18 protein-coding genes and 1 riboswitch are annotated in these 20,258 nt (G+C 45.2%); of the genes, 13 read left to right on the top strand and 5 right to left on the bottom strand.

The features are described 5' to 3' along the window. Positions 1-413 precede the first annotated feature (413 nt). The 9 genes from QT996_RS20565 (at position 414) to QT996_RS20525 (ending at position 11,147) form a co-directional block, all read left to right on the top strand. Positions 414-2,513 carry an SPFH domain-containing protein gene (locus QT996_RS20565; RefSeq protein ID WP_333048604.1) on the top strand — a complete coding sequence of 700 codons (2,100 nt, stop codon included), beginning with the start codon at positions 414-416 and terminating at the stop codon, positions 2,511-2,513. Between the two features lie 297 nt (positions 2,514-2,810). Further along, the gene (locus QT996_RS20560; protein ID WP_333048603.1) at positions 2,811-3,485 is read left to right on the top strand and encodes a leucine-rich repeat domain-containing protein; all 675 of its coding nucleotides are present in this window, start codon (positions 2,811-2,813) and stop codon (positions 3,483-3,485) included. Between the two features lie 394 nt (positions 3,486-3,879). Beyond that, positions 3,880-4,686 (top strand): PspA/IM30 family protein, encoded by an 807-nt coding sequence (locus QT996_RS20555; protein ID WP_333048602.1) that lies wholly within the window; start codon positions 3,880-3,882, stop codon positions 4,684-4,686. 102 nt (positions 4,687-4,788) lie between these two features. After that, entirely contained in the window at positions 4,789-6,186 is a 1,398-nt protein-coding gene (locus QT996_RS20550) for an ABC transporter substrate-binding protein (protein ID WP_333048601.1), read from the top strand. Between the two features lie 108 nt (positions 6,187-6,294). Next, positions 6,295-7,710 carry an ABC transporter substrate-binding protein gene (locus tag QT996_RS20545; RefSeq protein WP_333048600.1) on the top strand — a complete coding sequence of 472 codons (1,416 nt, stop codon included), beginning with the start codon at positions 6,295-6,297 and terminating at the stop codon, positions 7,708-7,710. Between the two features lie 207 nt (positions 7,711-7,917). Beyond that, positions 7,918-8,496: a Uma2 family endonuclease gene (locus QT996_RS20540; RefSeq protein WP_333048599.1), complete on the top strand. Its 579-nt coding sequence runs from the start codon at positions 7,918-7,920 to the stop codon at positions 8,494-8,496. Positions 8,497-8,534: 38 nt separating this feature from the next. Then, a riboswitch (cobalamin riboswitch) is annotated at positions 8,535-8,679 on the top strand. A gap of 156 nt (positions 8,680-8,835) precedes the next feature. Further along, positions 8,836-9,276, top strand: a complete 441-nt coding sequence (locus tag QT996_RS20535) for a hypothetical protein (protein WP_333048598.1) — start codon at positions 8,836-8,838, stop codon at positions 9,274-9,276. Between the two features lie 19 nt (positions 9,277-9,295). After that, positions 9,296-10,162 carry a methyltransferase domain-containing protein gene (locus QT996_RS20530; protein ID WP_333048597.1) on the top strand — a complete coding sequence of 289 codons (867 nt, stop codon included), beginning with the start codon at positions 9,296-9,298 and terminating at the stop codon, positions 10,160-10,162. Positions 10,163-10,298: 136 nt separating this feature from the next. Continuing rightward, positions 10,299-11,147, top strand: a complete 849-nt coding sequence (locus QT996_RS20525; RefSeq protein ID WP_333048596.1) for an ABC transporter ATP-binding protein — start codon at positions 10,299-10,301, stop codon at positions 11,145-11,147. A 156-nt stretch (positions 11,148-11,303) separates the two neighbouring features. Here QT996_RS20525 and QT996_RS20520 read toward each other — a convergent pair whose 3' ends face one another. After that, a complete protein-coding gene (locus QT996_RS20520; RefSeq protein WP_333048595.1) occupies positions 11,304-12,005 on the bottom strand; it encodes a diacylglycerol/polyprenol kinase family protein in 702 nt (233 codons plus the stop codon). 392 nt (positions 12,006-12,397) lie between these two features. On the opposite strand from QT996_RS20520, the gene QT996_RS20515 reads away from it, so the two are divergent. Further along, the gene (locus tag QT996_RS20515; protein WP_333048594.1) at positions 12,398-12,679 is read left to right on the top strand and encodes an antibiotic biosynthesis monooxygenase; all 282 of its coding nucleotides are present in this window, start codon (positions 12,398-12,400) and stop codon (positions 12,677-12,679) included. A gap of 56 nt (positions 12,680-12,735) precedes the next feature. On the opposite strand, the gene QT996_RS20510 is transcribed toward QT996_RS20515, so the two are convergent. Both QT996_RS20510 and QT996_RS20505 read right to left on the bottom strand, forming a co-directional pair. After that, positions 12,736-13,692 (bottom strand): glycosyltransferase, encoded by a 957-nt coding sequence (locus tag QT996_RS20510; RefSeq protein WP_333048608.1) that lies wholly within the window; start codon positions 13,690-13,692, stop codon positions 12,736-12,738. Positions 13,693-13,827: 135 nt separating this feature from the next. Further along, entirely contained in the window at positions 13,828-14,298 is a 471-nt protein-coding gene (locus QT996_RS20505; RefSeq protein WP_333048593.1) for a tetratricopeptide repeat protein, read from the bottom strand. A gap of 76 nt (positions 14,299-14,374) precedes the next feature. On the opposite strand from QT996_RS20505, the gene QT996_RS20500 reads away from it, so the two are divergent. Both QT996_RS20500 and QT996_RS20495 read left to right on the top strand, forming a co-directional pair. Continuing rightward, complete coding sequence (locus QT996_RS20500; protein WP_333048592.1) at positions 14,375-15,706, top strand: glycosyltransferase family 4 protein; 1,332 nt, start codon at positions 14,375-14,377, stop codon at positions 15,704-15,706. Positions 15,707-15,743: 37 nt separating this feature from the next. Next, positions 15,744-17,663, top strand: coding sequence for a hypothetical protein (locus QT996_RS20495; protein ID WP_333048591.1), 1,920 nt, complete (start codon positions 15,744-15,746; stop codon positions 17,661-17,663). A 305-nt stretch (positions 17,664-17,968) separates the two neighbouring features. Here QT996_RS20495 and QT996_RS20490 read toward each other — a convergent pair whose 3' ends face one another. After that, the gene (locus tag QT996_RS20490; protein WP_333048590.1) at positions 17,969-18,115 is read right to left on the bottom strand and encodes a hypothetical protein; all 147 of its coding nucleotides are present in this window, start codon (positions 18,113-18,115) and stop codon (positions 17,969-17,971) included. Positions 18,116-18,435: 320 nt separating this feature from the next. Continuing rightward, on the bottom strand, positions 18,436-19,071 hold the full coding sequence (upp, locus tag QT996_RS20485; RefSeq protein WP_333048589.1) for a uracil phosphoribosyltransferase: 636 nt from the start codon (positions 19,069-19,071) through the stop codon (positions 18,436-18,438). Between the two features lie 608 nt (positions 19,072-19,679). Between upp and QT996_RS20480 the strand changes: the two genes are divergently transcribed. Beyond that, positions 19,680-20,252: a DUF4360 domain-containing protein gene (locus QT996_RS20480; RefSeq protein ID WP_333048588.1), complete on the top strand. Its 573-nt coding sequence runs from the start codon at positions 19,680-19,682 to the stop codon at positions 20,250-20,252. The last annotated feature ends 6 nt before the right edge of the window (positions 20,253-20,258 follow it).

Below are 20,258 nucleotides of genomic sequence, written 5' to 3'. Positions count from 1 at the left end.
TTGTTCGTAATTCATATTATTAATCTAATTTTTTCTTTTATTTTACCTAGAACGAGCGCACTTTCGCAAGAGGTCTAATGTCGCAAAAAACCCCGTTTCTGCCCACGCACACGTCCAAGACTATTGTTGATAATTCTCGTATTCTCGTTGGTTTAGCGGGCAGGATTTGCATAAGGGCGAGCGCACAATCTGTCAAAAAGTGCGCTCGCCTTCCATTTCCAATATTGGGCGAGAGATATCTTACGCTCATTTTCGAGTACAAACGCTCGCACTTTATGACACAACTCTTATAAATATGACTTTTATGAACTAAATTAATGAATTATATGAATTGACGTTCAAAGAAATTAGTTGAATACTGATTGTAGATAACAACTCTTCGGTACATCTTAGATTAAATCAGGTAGAAAAATATGACTAAGTTAACAGGTTGGTTTCGCAAACTTTTACCCCTAACAGTATCCTTAGCAACAACGATCGCACTAGCAGGCGCGATCGCCCCACCAACTTCTGCACAAGTCAAATCGCCACCTCCGCAACCCCAAGAAGTCCAACCATTGCCAGAAGAAGGGTTTAGCATCCCGATTTGGATTTATCCCGTCGGCGCAATGTTCCTGGTTTTCATCTTTATCCCCAAAATTGGTTGGACTTTAGGCTTGATCGCGATCGGCGAACGAGAAGTAGGAATTGTAGTCAAGAAATTCTCCAGCAAAAACTTACCATCCAGTAGATTGATTGCTCTCGATGGCGAAGGAGGTTTGCAAGCAGATACCCTTCCTCCCGGCTGGCATTTTGGTTATTTTCCCTGGCAATATAGCATTCGCAAAGAACCAGTTGTTGTCGTTCCTCAAGATGAAATCGGTTTAATTATTGCCAATGACGGAGCCACGATTCCTCCCGATCGCATTTTAGGCAAAGTCGTCGATTGCGACAATTTCCAAAATGCCCGCAAATTCCTCACCGACGGTGGAGAAAAAGGACGGCAACTAGCAATTATTACAACTGGTACTTATCGGATCAATACGGCTGTATTTGAGGTAATTACTTCAGCTAATGCCGCTGCAAAAGGTATGGAACCTGCGGAACTTCAACTATACAAACTTGATCCCGATCGCGTGGGAATTGCGAACGTGCTAGACGGGATTCCGATTGATGAAGGTGAAATTGCCGGGCCGATAATTCCCGGTCACGACAATTTCCAAAAAGCACAATCTTTCATCAAGGGTGGCGGGCGCAGGGGCTTGCAAGAACAAGTAATTTTATCCGGTTCTTGGAACCTGAATCCCTGGTTTGTGCAAGTTGAACAGGTCAAAATGACCGAAGTGCCGATCGGCTATGTAGGCGTCGTAATTTCCTATGTGGGAAAATCGCACCAAGATGTAAGCGGCGTCGCTTTTACCCACGGCAATCTTGTCAATAAAGGCGATAAAGGTGTGTGGGTCGAACCGCTTTACCCCGGCAAACATCCCATCAATACAAAAGTGATGAAAGTCGAACTTGTTCCCACTACCGATGTAGTTTTAAACTTCACATCGCGGTTCAGCGGAGAACACGGCTACGACTCCAAGTTAAGTGCTTTGAAATTACTTTCTTTTGACGGATTTACCTTTGAGTTAGAAGTTTTTCAGATCATTCATGTCGGTACTTTGGATGCACCAAGAGTCATTTCGCGGCAAGGTTCCATGCAGAATCTGATTGACCAAGTGCTGCGTCCCATTGTGGGCAATTACTTTCGGAATTCGGCTCAAGAATATACAATACTCGATTTTCTGATCGCGCGCAGCGAGCGCCAAGCAGAGGCGGCAGAACACGTGCGTCAAGCATTGCGGGCCTACGATGTGCAAGCTGTGGACACCCTGATCGGTTTGATTTCGCCACCAGGAGAGTTAATGCAAACATTGACCGATCGCAAAATTGCTCAGGAACAGGAGAAAACCTACGAAGTACAGCGCATTTCAGAGTCACAGCGTCAAGAATTGGTGCGCGCAACTGCGATCGCCAACATTCAAAATCAGGTGGTGGCGGCAGAACAAGGGGTGAAAATTGCTCAACTGAGTGCAACTGCTGCGATCGAACACGCAAGTGGTGAAGCAGAAGGGATTCGGCTGATGGGACAAGCAAAAGCGGATGTTTATCAAGTTGGTGTCAACGCTTTGGGTACGCAGAGTTACACGCTGTTGCAACTGATGCAAGCGGTTTCGGATGGTAGCGTTCGCGTTGTTCCCGATGTCACAGTCAATGGTAATGGCGGTAGTGGGGGTTTGCTGGACGGTTTGATGGCAATGTTGCTGCGGAATGAAACCAGTAAAAATGGAGAAAATGGAGCACAATCACCTGTAATTAATGTCAAAAAATCTAAGTCTGTTGTTGTGGAACCTGTGGCCGAATCACCAGTAGCAAAAGTGCATTCGGTGAAGTCACCGGAGTCTCCTAATCATTCACCAGTTTCTCTGTCTGTGGCTGTTGCTGAGATTGATATTGATTCGGCATTTGGTGAATTGTTAGATATTTGAGTTGATTTGTGCACTTTGTAGAGAGGACGGTTGTCCTCTCTGAAAGCTTTTTGTCTAAAACTTTACTGTTCAGAGAATTAGAGGTGCAAGATTATGACGTTTATGGTTATACAGAAATACGTGAATTTGTCAAGGTTGATGGTGGTAGTTGCTTTTAGTGCGATCGGTCTCGGATCATGTGGAAATGGACTTTCGGTTTTAGCAGCAGAAACGCAAAGCGCAAACAAAACATTTGGTGATTGATGTCGCGAAAAAGCTTCTCTGAGTCCTGAAGCTAAACATACTGTTGAAGTGTTGTTGCGGAAATCTAAGACTACTGAGTGCGATGCGGCTAATCAGAAACTTTCAAGTCTCACAAAACTAGACCTCGATAACAATGACATCAGCGACATCAAACCCTTGGAATCTTTGACTAAACTGACTGAACTAGACCTCAGCCGAAATGAAATCAACGATCTTCAATCATTGCAATCTTTGACTAACCTGACTGAACTCTCCCTCGACAACAATCAAATTAGTGACATTAAACCCTTGCAATCTTTGACTAACCTGAATTTGCTCGTCATTAGGGACAATAAAATCAGTGACATTAAACCCTTGCAGCCCTTGACTAACCTGTTTTATCTCTGCCTCAGCAACAATAAAATCAGCGACATCAAACTCTTACAATCCTTGACTGAACTGGATTATCTCCAACTCATAAACAATCAAATCAGCAACATCCAACCCTTACAATCCTTGACTAGCCTGACTTTTCTCGAACTCAGCACCAATCTAATCAGCGACATTAAACCATTGCAATCCTTGACTTACCTGACTTTACTCAATCTCAGCAACAATAAAATCAGCGACATTAAACCATTGCAATCTTTGACTAAACTTAAGGATCTCGGACTCAGCGGAAATCTGATCGCCCCCAAAACTTGTCCTCTCAAGCCAGAGTCTATCTGCAACTGGGAACTCAGCAATTAAATGCTGCAACTTTACAGTTAAGACAATTAGAGGTACAAGACTATGCCATTTATAGTTGCACAAAAACAGATGAATTTACCATAGCAGTATCGCAACAGGCTGTTGTAGAAGTACAAGGATTAATTGCAACATTTTTTTAAATATGACTTTTATGAACTCGAATATGATGACTTTTATGAGATCAATCAATGAATTATATGAATTGACTTTCAGCGTAGCTTGTTTGATTATGTTAACAGTATTCAATTGAAATTGATTCAAGTTGGTGTCAGTGTTCTCTGGTTATCACTCCAAACACAAACATGAGGCTGCTGGATAACTATATTTTTCGCCGACATAACTTGCTCGATTCACACCAAAAATGGCCGAGTAAACTCATCAAGGAGAATGCCAAATGACTCAACAAAAACCACAGAAAAATAATCCCAACCCGACGGCTTTTATTGTGTTGGGTATAGCGGCGCTGGCAGCACTCAAATTAATTCACGGGCTGTTGGGCAATCGCGGCAGTTACAAACTTAAAGCCGTGTGGAATTGGCTGTGGGGATTGTCCCCTGAATCTGACAGCAAAATGGCGGTGCAAGTTGCCCAAGAATCGCTGCACTCCATGCAGCAGTCGGTGCTTAAGTTAACTGAATCTGTTGCCAAAATTTCTGCAAGTTATCAACAAGCAAAACAGAAATATGACAGCAAACGTCAAGAATTTATGCAACTAGAACAGCAGGCAACTCTAGCTAATTATCACGGCAATGAAGCAGCCGCACGTTTAGCGATGGGAAAAGCGATCGCCATTGACAAATTGCTGCCAACATTAGCAGGACAAGTTGCTCAATCCGAACAAATTTTGATAGCAAATAAGGATAAATTGAATCGCGAACGCCAGCGTTTAGAAACTTACAAAATGGAACTGCAAAACCTCAAAGATTTGTCAGAAGTAAATGAGGCATTAGCGGATATCGCTAAAGTGAACGGCAGCGTCAGTACAGATTCAGCGCAATCGCAATTTGAAGAGGCACAGTCATCCATCCACAAGCGCTACTTGCAAACCAATGCCTTAGTCGAATTATCGGAAAATCCGGCTGAAAAACTGACGGCAGACCTCGACAACATGATGCTGGACGACGAGATTTCTCGCCGACTGCTAGAACTTAATTTGTACAATCAACCGCACGTTTTACCAGTTAAGGAGAATAGGAATTGACCGAGAATTGTAGGTTATTTTATCGTTCCCAGGCTCTGCCTGGGAATACCCGGAGGCTCTGCATCCAAACACCAAACAATATCGCAATAAGAAGAACAAATTATGTCTCAAGATACTAACAAAACAAAAAGTCCGCCGCCTATTGTTTTTATTATTCTCGGCTTAATTGCGTTTGGCGCATACAAGTTCGTTCCCGGTTTATTCAAGGGAAAAAGCTCAGATACATCGGGAGCGATAGCAAATCGCATCAGTTTAGGAAATCAGATATTGCTGACATCCCAAACAACAGCAGCAAAACAAGCCGGCGTTCAAGCTTTTGTCAAGGGAGATTACCAAGCAGCCGTCAAAAATTTTCAGGATTCGCTGCAACAAAATCGCAACGATCCCGAAACCATTATTTATTTGAATAATGCCATTATTTATTTGAATAAGGCCACAGCCACCAAAGGTTCTCCCTTAAAAATTGCTGTCAGCGTCCCCATTGGTAGCAACCCCAATGTCGCCCAAGAAATCCTCCGGGGAGTCGCCCAAGCTCAGGATGAAATCAATACTAGCGGTGGCATCAACGGCGCCAAACTGCAAGTAGAAATTGTCAACGATGACAACAGTCCAGAAGTGGTCAGAGAAGTTGCAAAGACATTGGCACAAGATCAGAATATATTAGCAGTAATTGGACACAATGCTAGCAACGCATCTCTCGAAGCTGCTCCGATATATCAGCAAGAAAAACTGGTAATGGTGACACCGACGAGCTTTGCCAATAATCTCTCTGGATTTGGCAGCTACATATTTCGCACAGTCCCCAATATTAGCGTCATGGCTGCTCCTTTAGCAGAATATGTAGTTAAAACAGAACGCCAAACTAATATTGCGGTTTGTTATGACTCCCAAGCACCCGATAACATATCATTTAAAGATGAATTTGTTGCCTCTCTTACTGCTGCTGGTGGCAAATTAGTTCCCACTGTTTGCGACTTTTCAATACCCTCTTTTAATCCCAACGTTGCCCTCGCCGATGCTGTCAGCAAAGGAGCACAAGCATTGATGCTAGCACCCCACATCGATCGCATCGATCGTGCCATCTCTCTGGCTCGCATCAATCAAGGCAAATTGCCACTATACGGCAGCACTACGCTCTACACCTTTCAAACTTTAAAAGAAGGGCAAAGCGACGTTAACGGCTTAGTATTGCCCGTTCCTTGGCATCCAGAAACCAATCCCGGCAGCCCTTTCCCAGAAAATGCCCGCCGCCGCTGGGGAGGAATTGTGAATTGGCGAACCGCAACGAGTTTTGATGCGACTCAAGCTGTCATCGCTGGCTTGCGGCAAAGCAATACGCGGGAAGGATTGCAACAAGCACTCAGAAATGCGAGTTTTTCGACAGCAGGATCAAGCGAAGAAGTGAGGTTTTTGCCCACGGGCGATCGGGCGGGGAAGCCGATTTTAGTGCAAGTTAAATTAGGAGGAAATACTGGCTATAACTTTGTCCCGCTGCGGTAAGTTTGCTTTCGTGCGATCAAACTAATTATTCTTGTTCCCAGGCTCTGCCAGGGAATGCGTACCCGGAGGAAGAGCCTCCAAACAATATCAAAATAAGGAGAACAAATCATGTATCAAGATACTAACAAAAGAAAAAGTCCGCCACCCATTGTTTTTATAATCATTTTCGGCTTAATTGGGTTTGGCGCATACAAGTTACTTCCCGGTTTATTCGCATCCAAAAGTTCAGATACACCTACATCGGGAACGAGTCCATCGGGGACGAGTCCATCGGGTGCGATCGCAACTCGCATGAGTTTAGGAAATCAGATATTGCTGACATCGCAAACAACAGCCGAAAAGCAAGCAGGCGTTACAGCTTTTGCCAAAGGAGATTACAAAGAAGCTGTTCAAAAATTTCAGGCTTCGCTGCAACAAAATCGCAACGATCCGGAAACGGTAATCTATTTGAATAATGCGAGAGTAAGCGATCGCACTTCTCTGAAAATTGCCGTCAGCGTGCCGAGCGGCAGCAACCCCAACATCGCCCAAGAAATCCTCCGAGGTGTCGCCCAAGCTCAAGATGAAATCAACGCTAGGGGAGGAATTAACGGTGTCGGTTTGCAAGTGGAAATTGTCAATGACAATAACCGTCCAGAAGTTGCCAAAGAAGTTGCAGCAGCATTAGCAAATGACCAGAAAATTCTAGCGGTAATCGGACACAATGACAGCACTGCGTCTTTAGCGGCCGCTCCAATTTATCAGGAAAATAAACTGGTGATGGTGACACCTACCAGCAGTACGAATAATTTGTCAGGTTTTGGCAGCTATATTTTTCGGACTGTGCTAAATAGTGGCTCGACGACTGCTCCTTTAGCAGAGTATATCGTCAAACAAGCAGGCAAAGCCAATATTGCCTTCTGCTACGACTCTCAAGCTGCTGGCAGCGCTTCATTTAAGGATGAATTTATTGCCTCTCTTTCAGCATCAGCCGGCAGATTAGTTCCTATTGTCTGCGACTTGTCAGCGCCAACATTTAATCCCAGCAATGCCATTGCCGATGCTGTTAGCAAAGGAGCAGAAGGATTGATGCTAGCACCCTACATCGAGCGCCTCGATCGCGCGATCGATCTAGCCCGTGCAAATCAAGGCAAATTGGCGCTTTACGGCAGTTCAACTCTTTACACCTTTCAAACGCTCAAAGACGGGCAAAAAGACATTGACGGGCTTGTTTTGGCTGTTTCCTGGCATCCCGAAACTAATCCCGGCAGCACTTTCCCAAAAAATGCCAGTCAGCGCTGGGGAGGAGTAGTAAATTGGCGGACAGCAATGAGTTTTGATGCGACTCAAGCTGTCATCGCTGGCTTGCGGCAAAGCAATACGCGGGAAGGCTTGCAACAAGCACTCAGAAATCCGAATTTCTCAACACCGGGATCAAGCGAGGATGTGAAGTTTTTGCCCACGGGCGATCGGGCTGGTAAGCCGATTTTAGTGCAAGTTAAACAAGGAGGAAGCACTGGCTATAACTTTGTCCCGCTGCGGTAAGTTTGTTAAGTGCGATCGCACTCACATCTTGCACATTCTTAATAAGCCTTTTAGGGGCGGGCAGGATGCCCGCCCCACAATAAAATTCCCTCTTTGTCGAACAGGCATCTTGCCTGTTTTTGAGCATGATTAAAATCTACTTTTCTGTTGGATTAGCAGGAATTTTAAGATAAACTGAAATGAGTAGATTAAAGGAGAGCGTTGTGTATGATCGCGCAAGTTGAAACCAAAACCTACACGGCTGAGGAATATCTAGAATTGGAAATCAATTCTCAGGATCGGCATGAATTTATAAATGGGGAGATTGTTCTGATGGCTGGTGGCGCACCGAATCACAATGAAATTACCAGCATCTTAAATGCTATTTTGAGGGTGAGTCTCAAGGGTAAACCTTACAGTATTTTTGCATCGGATCAGCGGCTTTGGGTTCCGCAGCTTAATAATTACACTTACCCGGATGTGATGGTGGTAGCGCGCCCGATCGAGTTGCAATCTGGACGGACGGATACAATTACGAATCCGCTGCTCATTGCTGAGGTGCTGTCTAAAGGTACTAGAGCTTACGATCGCGATGAAAAGTTTGCTGCTTATCGCAGTATTCCTAGTTTTCAGGAATATTTATTAATCGATCAATATCGGCTACAGGTGGAGCAATACTCTAAAACTGATGCGAATAAGTGGATATTTTCGGAATATAGCTGTATGGGCGATCGGCTGATTTTAACATCTGTTGCTGTGGAAATTTCGCTAGCCGATTTGTATGAAAATATTGAGTTTGGTGAATAGGCGGACGGTTTTTTGTCAAACATCCCAAATAGTGGTAATATTCCCGTATATCGATCGGCTCTGATGGAGAACAGTCATCAGACGTAAGGGGGAAAGTTCGGTGCGAATCCGGCGCTGTCCCGCAACTGTAATGAGATCGTTGGAACTCTGAGTCAGGATGCCCGCCGATTTGTTTACCTGTTGTTTTTCATCTGCGAGGTATGGATGATGGTGAGTTTATTATTTTTAAAATTATTGGATTGGGGTTTTTTAACCGCAGATATCCGCAGATAAACACAGATGAACGCTGGTGTAATTTGCTCTGTGTTCTGAAGCATATCTTATTTTAATGGAAAAAAAATGCGAATTGAAGATAGTGTTTGGCAGGGTAGTTTTGGCTACTGGCAAAACTTGTTTATTCACCAGAATATTTTGCCGATCGGACATACTGCTTGGAATGGCTTTTTGCATCGAGGACGGGGCTTGGTTGCTTGCAAAATTAATACTCCCATTAACGGCTATGTGAATTGGAGCGTAGATACTATCAAGTACGATCTGCTATTTATTTCCGACTTGGAGGCAACCGTTTATTTGCAACAACTAGAAATAGAGGAAAACACTGTTTCAAATTTGCTCCAAATCATTGCTGGCTACGAACCCAAGGAAGCAATTATATTTTTGTCGATCGCCAACGGTCAGATTGATATCAATTTATTGCAAAACTTGGCAATTTCTCCTGTTGAGTGCTATGAACAAGTATGCAAGCGCTGGGAAGAATTTCAACTCTGCCCTAAATCCTAAAACTTACTAAATTTTCCGAATGTCGCAGCCAAAATCCATCGAAATTTCCAAGGTAACTCGCTACCAAAATGCAGCGCTTAATTACTATTTGGGCCTGACAGATTCGCCCTACCTTCACTACGGCTATTGGGAAACCCTACCTGTGCCCGCTGACGAACTAACGATCGCACGATTGCGCCTCGCTCAGCAAGCTTATACTGTAAAACTGTTGGATGCAATCCCCAAAGGCACTCATACGATACTCGATGTGGGCTGCGGGATTGGCGGAAATGCGGCTTATTTGCTCGATCGAGGTTTTGCAGTCGAAGGGCTCGCACCCGATCCGTTCCAACAACAGCGCTTTCTTAAGTGTACGGGCGATCGGGCAATCTTCCACCTCACAAGGTTTGAAGACTTCAAAGCAACCCATTTCTATGATCTTATTCTCTTTAGCGAAAGTAGCCAGTATATGTCGGCTGTTGATATTGCTAACGGTGCCGCCAAAATCCTCAATCAGGGCGGTTACGTTTTGCTGGCTGATATGCTGCGATCTGATGCTAATTATAAAGAGGGAATGTTCTCTAATTGTCATGTTGTTACGGAACTTCATGCAGCATTAAAGCAGGCGGGATTCACTTTAGTAAAAACTGAGGATATTTCCGCCCATATTTTGCCAACAATTGATTTGTATGTCGATACTTTCCGCAGATATGGACTAAATACAATGATCTATGTTGCAGATTTAATTGCGATAACAGTTCCGCCAGTCCACAAATTCCTGCGCTGGATATTTCGTCGCTGGTTCAAGAAGCTGGTGGTTGAAGGATTGGAAGCGGGCAAACTTTTTGAGCAGCATCTCTGTTATGAAATTCAACTTTGGCAGTTGTCAAAATCCGATATAGGCTGACACAAATACAATGGAAATCGGTAATCGGTAATTGGTAATCATTCATCGGTAATCGGTAATTGGAGGCATAGCCTCCGGGTATTTATTCCCAGGCAGAGCCTGGGAACAAGGCTATAAAAAATAAAAAATAACGAATATGTCTGAATGGATTCTCGAATTCGATCGCACTTCCTACTCCTATCCCTGCGGTTCGCGAGTAGCAATTCAGGGTTTAAATCTAAAAGTCCCCGCTGGGAAACGCTGCGGGCTGATAGGTCAAAATGGCTGTGGCAAAACAACATTTTTTCTGTTAGCAAATGGCTTATATCAACCGCAACAGGGAATCATTAGCTGGCAAGGTGAACCCTTTCGCTACGATCGCAAATCTTTGATGCAACTGCGCCAACAAATCGGACTCGTCTTTCAAAACCCCGAACATCAATTAGTAGCTTCGACGGTAGAAGAAGATATTTCCTATGGATTGTACAATTTAGGCTTAAGAGAATCCGAAATTGCTCAACAGGTGCAGCAGGCGATCGAGCAATTCGATTTAAGTCAACTCGCCCGCGAACCAATTCACAATCTCAGTTTGGGGCAGAAAAAGCGGGTTTCCATCGCCGATATCATGGTTCTCAAGCCCAAACTGCTGCTGTTAGATGAACCTACCGCTTATCTCGATCCGCGTCACACCCGACAACTAATCGGTTTACTCCAACAAATTCACAATGCCGGAACCACTATTCTTTTAGCAAGTCACGACCTCGATTTCATCTACCGCTGGGCAGATTGGGTGTTTGTAATGGATCGAGGAAAATTGATTTTAGAAGGAACACCGGAAACAGTTTTTGCTCAGCGGGAGGTTTTGGAACAATTGCAGCTTGGCGTACCGCTGGCGATCGAGCTGATGGAGCAAATAAGAGCCATGTTTCCAACAGACGATCGCTCAAAAATCCCCGCTTTCGAGCAATGGCAACAACAAATTTTACAAGCACGTCGGCTGCTTTAACGAGACTTAGACCATTGATAATGGGCGTTACTGATTCACGGTATGAATCACCTTTGATCGGAAGTTACAAAACTCACTCTCCGAGGGTTTATAGCAATTGCGGAATCTTGAATTCATACCTGTATTCAGCAACGCCCTCGTGGGGGGAAGTTCAGATTACACATTACTAATTATCAAAAATTGATTTAGGAAAAAGGCGATCGCCCCACTGCCGATCGGCACAGTCAGATTGTCAATTCCCAGCTTAGAAACCGACTCCAAAGTAGCAGCAACCAAAGCTACAACAGCCGACACCGCCCAAGTTTGCCAAATATTGCCTTGAACCGCCAGCAAAATCAAACTGCTAACCGCAAAACTCACCAAATACATAGTTGCAGAACCTTCCCAACTCTTCTGAATTCCCCCAACTCGATAAATATGTTTGCCGTATTTCTGGCCGATGACAGCAGCCAATCCGTCGCCCCAAGTCATGACTAAAATGCCCAAAGCAGCGTATTCCTGATGTTGCAGCGGCCAAAACCAAGCCACGAGAACGCTGATACTAACAGCATAGAAAAAAGTCCCCCAACTCTTCCGGTTGATACTGTTAAGACTGGGCAAAATCGGAACTTGGTAAGAAATTAGGGCGATCGCACCTGCTAAAACCCCTGCCGAAATCCCCACCCAACCGGGTATTTCCAGCCACCAAGCCAGCAAAATCACATTTCCAGTACCGATGTGAACAACCTTCCGCGATACCTCAGCATCGACAGAAGTAAAGCGATTTAAGCCCTCAGCTACCAGTAAAATCAAGCCCAGCCAGACTCCCACGAGGGAAATTTGCAACCACACAGTCGGAATTTCAGAAAATATAGACACGATATTTAGGAAAAACTTAGATCGGGCACTGTTTACTACTTTAAACGTAAAGTGCGATCGAGGTTATAACCCCGCAGGCTTAAAGTGGTGCGGGGAGCTGGGTGTTATGTCTTTTTAGGTTGGTCTACTTAAAACCTGTGCTATGCTATAAGCCAGTCTAGGGAAAAAGCTCTGACTATTTTAGTAGAAGAAATTTTGAATACCTTTGAGCGATTAACAGAGTCAGAGCGGTTAGATTTGGTAGGAAAAATTTTGAAACAGACTGTTTATTTAGACTGTCTGCCCCTGTCTGATGACGCTTAAGTTCTGAATGTTGAGGGGTTTTTTCTAGAGTTAGATGAGGAAGAAGCCGAACCCTGGAAGTTGTGAATTTCTCGGAGAATCTGATTGGTATGCAATATGTATTAATCGTTCATGAAGTAGAAAACTATGAAGCTTGGAAAAAGGTATTTGATAATGCTGAAAGCATCCGAAAAGAGGCGGGCGAGCGTTCGTATCAAGTCTTGAAGTATGAAAATGAACCCAACAAAATTGTTCATTTTTCAGTCTGGACATCAATCGCAGATGCTCGGGCGTTTTTTGAGTCGCCTAGACTGGTTAAAATTAGAGAGGAAGCGGGAGTTAAAGCTCCTGAGTTTATCTATCTAGACCAATTAGAATCAGGAGTATTGTGAAAGTAATCAGACTTGGCGGTTGAAACGGCCGCCTATTCTGTAGAAATCCTACGCCTTCACAACTCCCGTTTCAACAACTCCCGCACAAACTCAAACGCCCTTGGACGCAACTCGACGGGCAGCAGCGACAATCCCAAACCCGCCCACATTTTCGCCGTAGAAACAGACTTTCCAGCTCGCACCATCAGGCGCCCTTTTGCAGTTTCACCCACCTCAATCAGCCGCAAACCGAGCGCTAATTGAGTTTCGGCAATCCTTTGGAGCCTGACTCTTTCCAACTTCTCGGACTCAAATTCGTAGCCTGTCAAATAGCGCAATTTATCACTTAAATACGGAATTGCCCGATCGACTCCTTGCTGTCCTGCGTGAAATCGATACTCCATCAACAGCTCCGGTAAGTAATAGCATTTTTTGCCCGAAATCGCAAGTCTTACAAACAAATCGTTATCTTCGCAATTTTGCAAATTCGGCCGCAGAAATCCGACTTCTTCCAGGGCGCGGCGGCGAAATAAAGTTGCCCCTATTTGCAAACTTTGTCTCAGAAAAACTGCGGAGAGCAAATTTTCAATAATTCCAGCCGACAACTCGGTGCGCCCCCAGCGCTGCGAATTGAGCTTTGTCTGGCTTTCGTCAATATAATTGTTAATGTCGATCACCCAGTGATCTGTACTGACAAAATCGATGCTGGGGTCTTTATCTAAAATAGCAGATGTCCGCTCTAGAAATTGCGCGCTGAGGCGATCGTCATCGTCAAACTTGATAAAATATTCGCCCCTTGCTGCCGCAAAGCCCGATCGCATATTATTACTCTTGCCGATATTCTGCGGGTGGCGAATGTAGTGAATCCCGCGATCGACAAATTCCGACATCAACAGAGGAGTGCTGTCAGTAGAACCGTCATCACAGATAATTAATTCAAAATCTGTATAAGTTTGATCTAGCACGCTGGCGATCGCACAAGCCAGCAGATGCACTCGATTGTAAGTAGGAATGCAAACGCTAATTTTCGGCACTAACTTAGACAATTTGAGATTTGAGATTTAAGATTGCAAAAAAATCCTGAAACCATTGATTTTCTTCCTTCTTCCTTCTTCCTTCTTCCTTCTTCCTTCTTCCTTCTTCCTTCTTCCTTCACTCCACAGTTGATTTTAACTCAAACGAGCAGTACATTCGAGAATTAACTTTTGATTCACCAAAGCAAACGGTTGAATTTCCAAAGCGCGACGAAAAGCTTGAATAGCATTTATGTATTCTCCCAAGGCAGCGTAGCACAAACCCAGACCGTGCAACGCCCCAAAATGAACCGGGTTCAGTTTGAGGACGGTTTCGCAGTCCTGGATCGACTTTTTATAATTGCCTTGGGTATAGTGAAGTACGGCGCGCCGGTTCCAAGCTTCAGCAAAATCCGGCGCTTCGGAGATCAGTTTCGTCAGCAAATCCAAAGCGTGGCTAACATCGCCTGCATCCAGTGAAACTTGCGATCGCCTGAGAATTTGCATCCCATACTCACCCTTTTGGTTAAACCAAGTGCGCCAGAGTTCTGTAGTTGCCCGATCGCGCACGCTTTCGTCGGACTTTTTCAAGTCTTCGAGCAGCGCCTTAACAGATAATTCGTCCATAGGTGCGAAGATTGTTAAAAAGATTTTATCAATCAATTTTATCGCGCAAGCGGCAACTTTATTTATTCCACATCCCATGAAGATTTTGATGCTTTCCTCGACTTTTCCCTATCCGCCAAGCCGCGGAGGAACTCAGGTAAGGACGTTTAATTTATTGCTATACTTGAGTCGGCGGCATGATGTAATTCTCGGCACTGTGCGATCGCCCGATGTCACCGACGCACAAATCGACGCATTGCGCCAGCAAGTCACAGAATTAGCAGTTTTTCCTAGCCCGCAAGTACCCCCCCAACCCCCCCTTGTCAAGGGGGGGCTAAGACTCGATCCAGAACCCGATGGGGATTTTTTGCCGGAACCCCTTAACCAGGGGGGGTTCTCTGAAATAATAGGAAAATTCCACAGATTCAGTCGATTTTTGTTGTTCGGGACGCCTCCGAACGTACTCTCAAGCTACTCCCAAGCAATGCAGAATTGGGCAGACGAATTGGTAACAGCAGACAAATGCGATGCTGTCACCTGCGAGCATAGCGTTAACGAGATTTACGTGCGTCCAGAATGGCGGCAAAAAGTGCTGACAGTGGCAAACATTCACAGTTCCGTTTGGGGAACTTGCAGGGAAATGTTAGCAACCGGAACCTCGGAAAAACCGCTGCGCGATCGACTAAATTTACCGCTACTAGCCCGCTACGAAAAACGCTACTGTTCCAAATTCTCCCGGATTGTTGCCACAACATCCACAGACAGAGAGCAACTCCTAGAATTACTGTTGCCTCCGGTTCGGGTGCGAGGAAAACAAGATTTTTTTGTACCTCCCATTGATGTAATTCCTAACGGCGTAGATTTAACTCAATTTCCGTATCGGTCGATCGATCCGGGAGGACATACCTTAATTTTTGCAGGCGCAATGAACAATTTGCCCAATATTGACGCAGCGCGGTTTCTCAGTTTGCAAATACTGCCGCCTTTGCAGCAGCGCTATCCCGATGCTACCCTCACCCTTGTCGGGGCCTCGCCAGTCCCGGAAGTGCTCGCCTTGGGGGAACTTCCCGGAATTCAAGTAGTAGGCCGGGTGCAAAGGGTGGCAGAATATTTGCATCAAGCTGCTGTTTGTGTGGTGCCGATGCGGATTGGTTTTGGAATTAAAAATAAAACTTTGGAGGCGATGGCGGCGGGAACTCCCGTGGTTGGTAGCGATCGAGGTTTGGAGGGTTTAGCCGTCGATGGCGGCCCACAACTGATAAGGGCCTTGCGGGCGAACAAAGTTCAGGAGTATGTTGAGGCGATCACCAGTTTGTTTGAAAATCAGCAGCTAAGACAGGAGCTCTCTGTCAACGCTCGATCGCTCGTTGAAAGCCAATACACTTGGGATATCATAGGTCGGCAGTACGATCGGCTATTGCAATTTTAAACTCTAAATTCTAAAATCTAAATTCTTAAATGGGACGATGGAACAAAAAATTAACCCCTCAAAAAATCGAGCCAAACCCCCAGAAAATCGAAAAGTTGCTCCTCCTCCGACAAGACGCCGCCGCCAAACCCGACGCCCCAAAAATCTTCAAGAGTCCCAGCTTCTAATACCTACTCCCCCAACTCGCGCCAGATATCCCTGGAAAAGACTGATAGCTAATTTGACAGCCCTCAGCATCTTGGGTGGCTGTGCAGCTTTAATGGGAGGCGGCGCTTGGCTGAGTTATCAGCTAATTGTCGATCCTAACGGCAACAAGTTGATCTCTCAGTTTGTACCGGGATGGTCGCGCCTGCCTACAGGTAGCAGAGATTCGATCCAAACTCTCGATCAAATCAAAGCCAGCGTCCGCAAATTGGGATTCGTAACCGGAGAAGCCTTGCCGCTTCCGGTTGATAAATCCGGCGATAATTCTCTTTCCGATTTGCTCTTGCCGGTGATGGTGGAAAGGACGGTTAATGCTTCTACTGTTTGCAAAAATCCTTGCCGTCAAATTGTCGAACTTCGAGTGTACAAGCGGGTGCAACTTCCCGATCCAGATTCCGATAAACAGCAGTATTTTCAGTTAGCCAGTTCTGTGAATCTAGAAGGCCCTGCGGAATCTTTTGTCATGGCTTCTTTAGCTGACTCTACATCTAACAATCAAGCCTCGAATCAGCCGCTACCCCTAACAGACCTGCGCCGCTTTGACGGAAAGCCCCCCGCCTCCGGCATTTGGTTTAATGTCAGCGGTCAACTAAAGCAGGGCGACAAGAAAATTCCCTACGGACAAGTCGTTCGCTACAACCCCAGCCAAAATCATTTAATGCCACTGTTGGAGTGGGCGAGTGCGGCTGGACAACCGCCGAATTGGCAACAAATTGTTAAGGGTTCAAATCCGCAGTTGACGATCGACCAAACAGTTGGTTTAGAGCCGCAATTTACCCTTTATCAAATTGGCCCGCGCAAATTTTTGCCGAACCCCGTTCAGTTAACGCCGATTTCTTTAGAAGAAATTGCTTTCAATGACGAGACTTACAAAAATGGGCTGCGACTTGCCAAAAGCGGGCTGTGGTCTCCAGCATTAAATGTCATGCGTTTGGCGAAGGGGAAAGCCGGCAAAAATTGGCCCGCAGTCGCACAAGCTCAGCTAGAAACGATCGAATTTCACGCTAAAATTACTCGGGCTCAGGCGATTGCATCTTGGGCCAGTCCCGGTCAACAAGTTCTCGCAGAATTGATAGACGGCCGTTGGAGCGAAGCTTTGCAAGTATTTGAAGCCGATCCGAGCAACAGTCACGAAATTGCCACAACCCTCAAAAAGGACAGCGGGCGGATCTGGAACCGCGTAGACGCCGCCTTGAGAGTGAATTCCGCTGACGCCGATGTCAAGGCTTGGGGCGCCCTGATTGTAGCGTCTCAAGACGGAACTCGCGAGGCGATGAATTGGCTCGACCAGCAATCAGATACCGACAGCGACACAAGAAGTCGAATTCGGAATTTGGTCAACAAACTTGAGGAAGCAGTTTCTCAGGCTGAAAATCTAGAAGACCACAAAAGTCAAATTATGGGTTCTGCTACTTTAATTAGCAGTGTCAATCCCGCTGATTGGCTGGAACCAGAACCGAACAACGAGTTAAAATTAGCAGGAGAACAAGTTTGGTATCAGGTGCAGGTAGCGAGTTTTTACGACGGTAGCCGTTGGGTTAATTCGCCCTTTTCAGATGTAGAAGTGCGCTCTTTTCCTGCTACTCAAGTCAAGTGGCTTTGGGGGCGGCTGGGCTTGCAGGCTGACCCCAAGATTAAGATTGAGGTAGCGATGGCTAACGGTCAACAAAGAGTTGCTGTGGGAACGGTGAAAGCAGTGCAGATTCAAGACGGAAGTCTGCGCTTGCTGGCAGCGGTGGACAAGCGATCGTAATCTGGCAGAAAGCCTTCCGCAGAGGGAAAAGTCCCGGAGGCACTCTTAACACGAAGAAACCGGGGTTTTTTACCATTTCTGCCGATTGCAACAGAAGTATTTTCGTAAAAAAAACCCGGTTTCCTTCCACCCGTGGGTCCAAAACTAGGAATAAGGAAAATGCTTTCTTCTCCCCCTCCCGCAACTCCGAAAGAGGCGCAATCTCAAAACTCTTCCCCTCCCCACTTATCGCTCTTGGACAACAATGCAGACAAAAATTTTGTTAATTTAATTAACACAAGTTGCACACAAAAAACCCAGAGATGTCAAATCGCGCCCTTTTTAGAGAGTGCTGCAATCATCTGCCGTTTCACCGCTTTAGCCCAAAGCTCAAACTCCAAACTGTTGATATTGTTGATTTTCACTTCCTCAACAGGCTGAGTTGGGGCTTCTTTCTCTGCTGTAGTCTCCATTGTTTTTTTCCTCGTCCAAAAAATGTTAGTAGTCGATCGCAAACGGTTAGCATCATACATCTATCTTATGAAGTAATTCCTGCGATTAATTACACTAAAGGCAGAGATTTTACCCATAAGATGCAGTAAATACATCTAGATAATGCAATTTACGAATTTAATGTAAGAAAATCCTACAACCCTTGCTATATATAGGCTTTTCCTGACATTAAAATCTTACAATTTACATTGTATGGCACTATCAAACCAATAGTTATGTTAGTTAAATTATTTTTTAATGAATGTATTGGCATATACAGCCCAAAATCATTTTATTGAATTCACAGAGTGCCGTAAAGCCGATCGCCCGCATCTCCGAGGCCGGGTACAATATAGCCGTGCTCGTCTAAACACTCATCAACTGCCGCCGTATAAATCTGCACGTCAGGGTGTTGTTCGTGAAAGTGCTTAAGTCCCTCCGGTGCCGCTAGCAAGCACAAAAATTTAATAGACTTCGGATTAACTTCTTTAAGCCTATCCACTGCCGCCACTGCTGAATTACCAGTAGCCAGCATCGGATCAACAATTAAAACATCTCGCTGTTGGATATCCTGCGGAACTTTGAAATAATATTCGATCACCATCCGAGTTGTCGGATCACGGTACAAACCAATATGTCCTACCCTCGCAGACGGAATCAGCTCTAAAATACTATCTAACAGTCCCTGACCGGCGCGCATAATTGAAATAATAACAATTTTCTTTTCTGCAGCCAGCACCGGTGCATTCATTTTGGCGCTCGGCGTTTCTATTTGTTCGTATTTTAGCGGCAAATCTCGCGTCACTTCATAAGCTAGCAGCATTCCAATCTCTTTCAGCAGTTGGCGAAATTTTGCCGTGCTCGTTTGAGTTTGCCGCATTAGAGTTAACTTGTGCTGTATCAAAGGATGGTCGATGACAGTAACTTTAGCACTCATGTTTTTAAACAATTAATCTGCTTTAGCTTTATTCTAACTTATCAGTCCGTTACGCACTATTGACGCGAAAAAAACCCGGTTTCTAGCGCCGCTGCGACCAAGACTACTTATATGACACCCCTATTTAAAACACCAATACCGCGCGAATAAAATTGCTTCTACACTTGCCTTTCATCCGCCCAGGGCGACACTAATTATCCGAGGTTTGAAAATACACCAATATGTCATTCTCTCCTTTCCTCTCCTTCCTGCACTCTTCCTAAGAAGGCAGATCCGGGTCCAAAAGCCTCCCCGCTGGTTTCGGTGTCTCGCGCTCGCTCCAAGCCCATTAACACAGATCCGGATCTTCGCACCGAAATCTTCCGGAACTTTAACCAACAGATATGAATCTTAAGAAGTATCAACAGAAAACCTATTTTTTCGATTAATTCACTAATCGAAAAAACCTGAATATAAACTGCACATGAGGTCATAAGCTTGGCTTGACTGGCTTTTCATCTTTCAACATGAAGGCGGCAAGATCCAAGTGTAAAAAACATTACCTAAAGTCAGTTCCAATTTTTTAGGGTGCTTTTAACACACAACTGAACTTATTAAGGAGAACATCCATGAAGTTTGTAAAACTATTGCTAGCTACGGCATTAATGACTGCTTCTATTAGCCCCGCCTTGGCTAATCCTGCCGTTCAAATTGTAGGTGCAAGCTATGGCGGTAGTGGTTGCCCCGATCGCTCTGCCAGCGTCAGCGTCAGCCCCGACGGTCAAGAACTCACCATCCTATTTGATAAGTTTGCAGCCCAGGGAAATATCTCAACAGAAACCCGAAAAAGCTGCAATCTGAGCATTCCCATCAAAGTACCCCAAGGCTACCAAATTTCTATCTACGATGCTGATTACCGCGGCTACGTGGCTCCTAAAACCACAGGCAACCTGCGAGCAGAATACTTTTTCGCTGGAGCCCGCGGCCCAGTTTTTAATCGGAATCTCAGCGGCGAAACTAACTACAATGTTCGAGATAGCTTAGCCACTGTAGCTAATGTTTGGTCTCGCTGTGGCGACAGTGTAAATATGCGAGTAAATGCTTCGATGACAGCCCGCGGTGCCGGCACGGCAACCGTTGACTCCTTCGATTTGGCTCATCGCGGTTTAGTTTATCACGTCCAATATCGCACTTGCCGGTAAGCAGCT

The sequence above is a fragment of the Microcoleus sp. S13C4 genome, from assembly GCF_036700865.1.
Lineage (GTDB): Bacteria > Cyanobacteriota > Cyanobacteriia > Cyanobacteriales > Microcoleaceae > Microcoleus.
The sequence above is the reverse complement of the archived record's forward strand: the minus strand, read 5'-3'. Positions and strand labels throughout refer to the sequence as shown.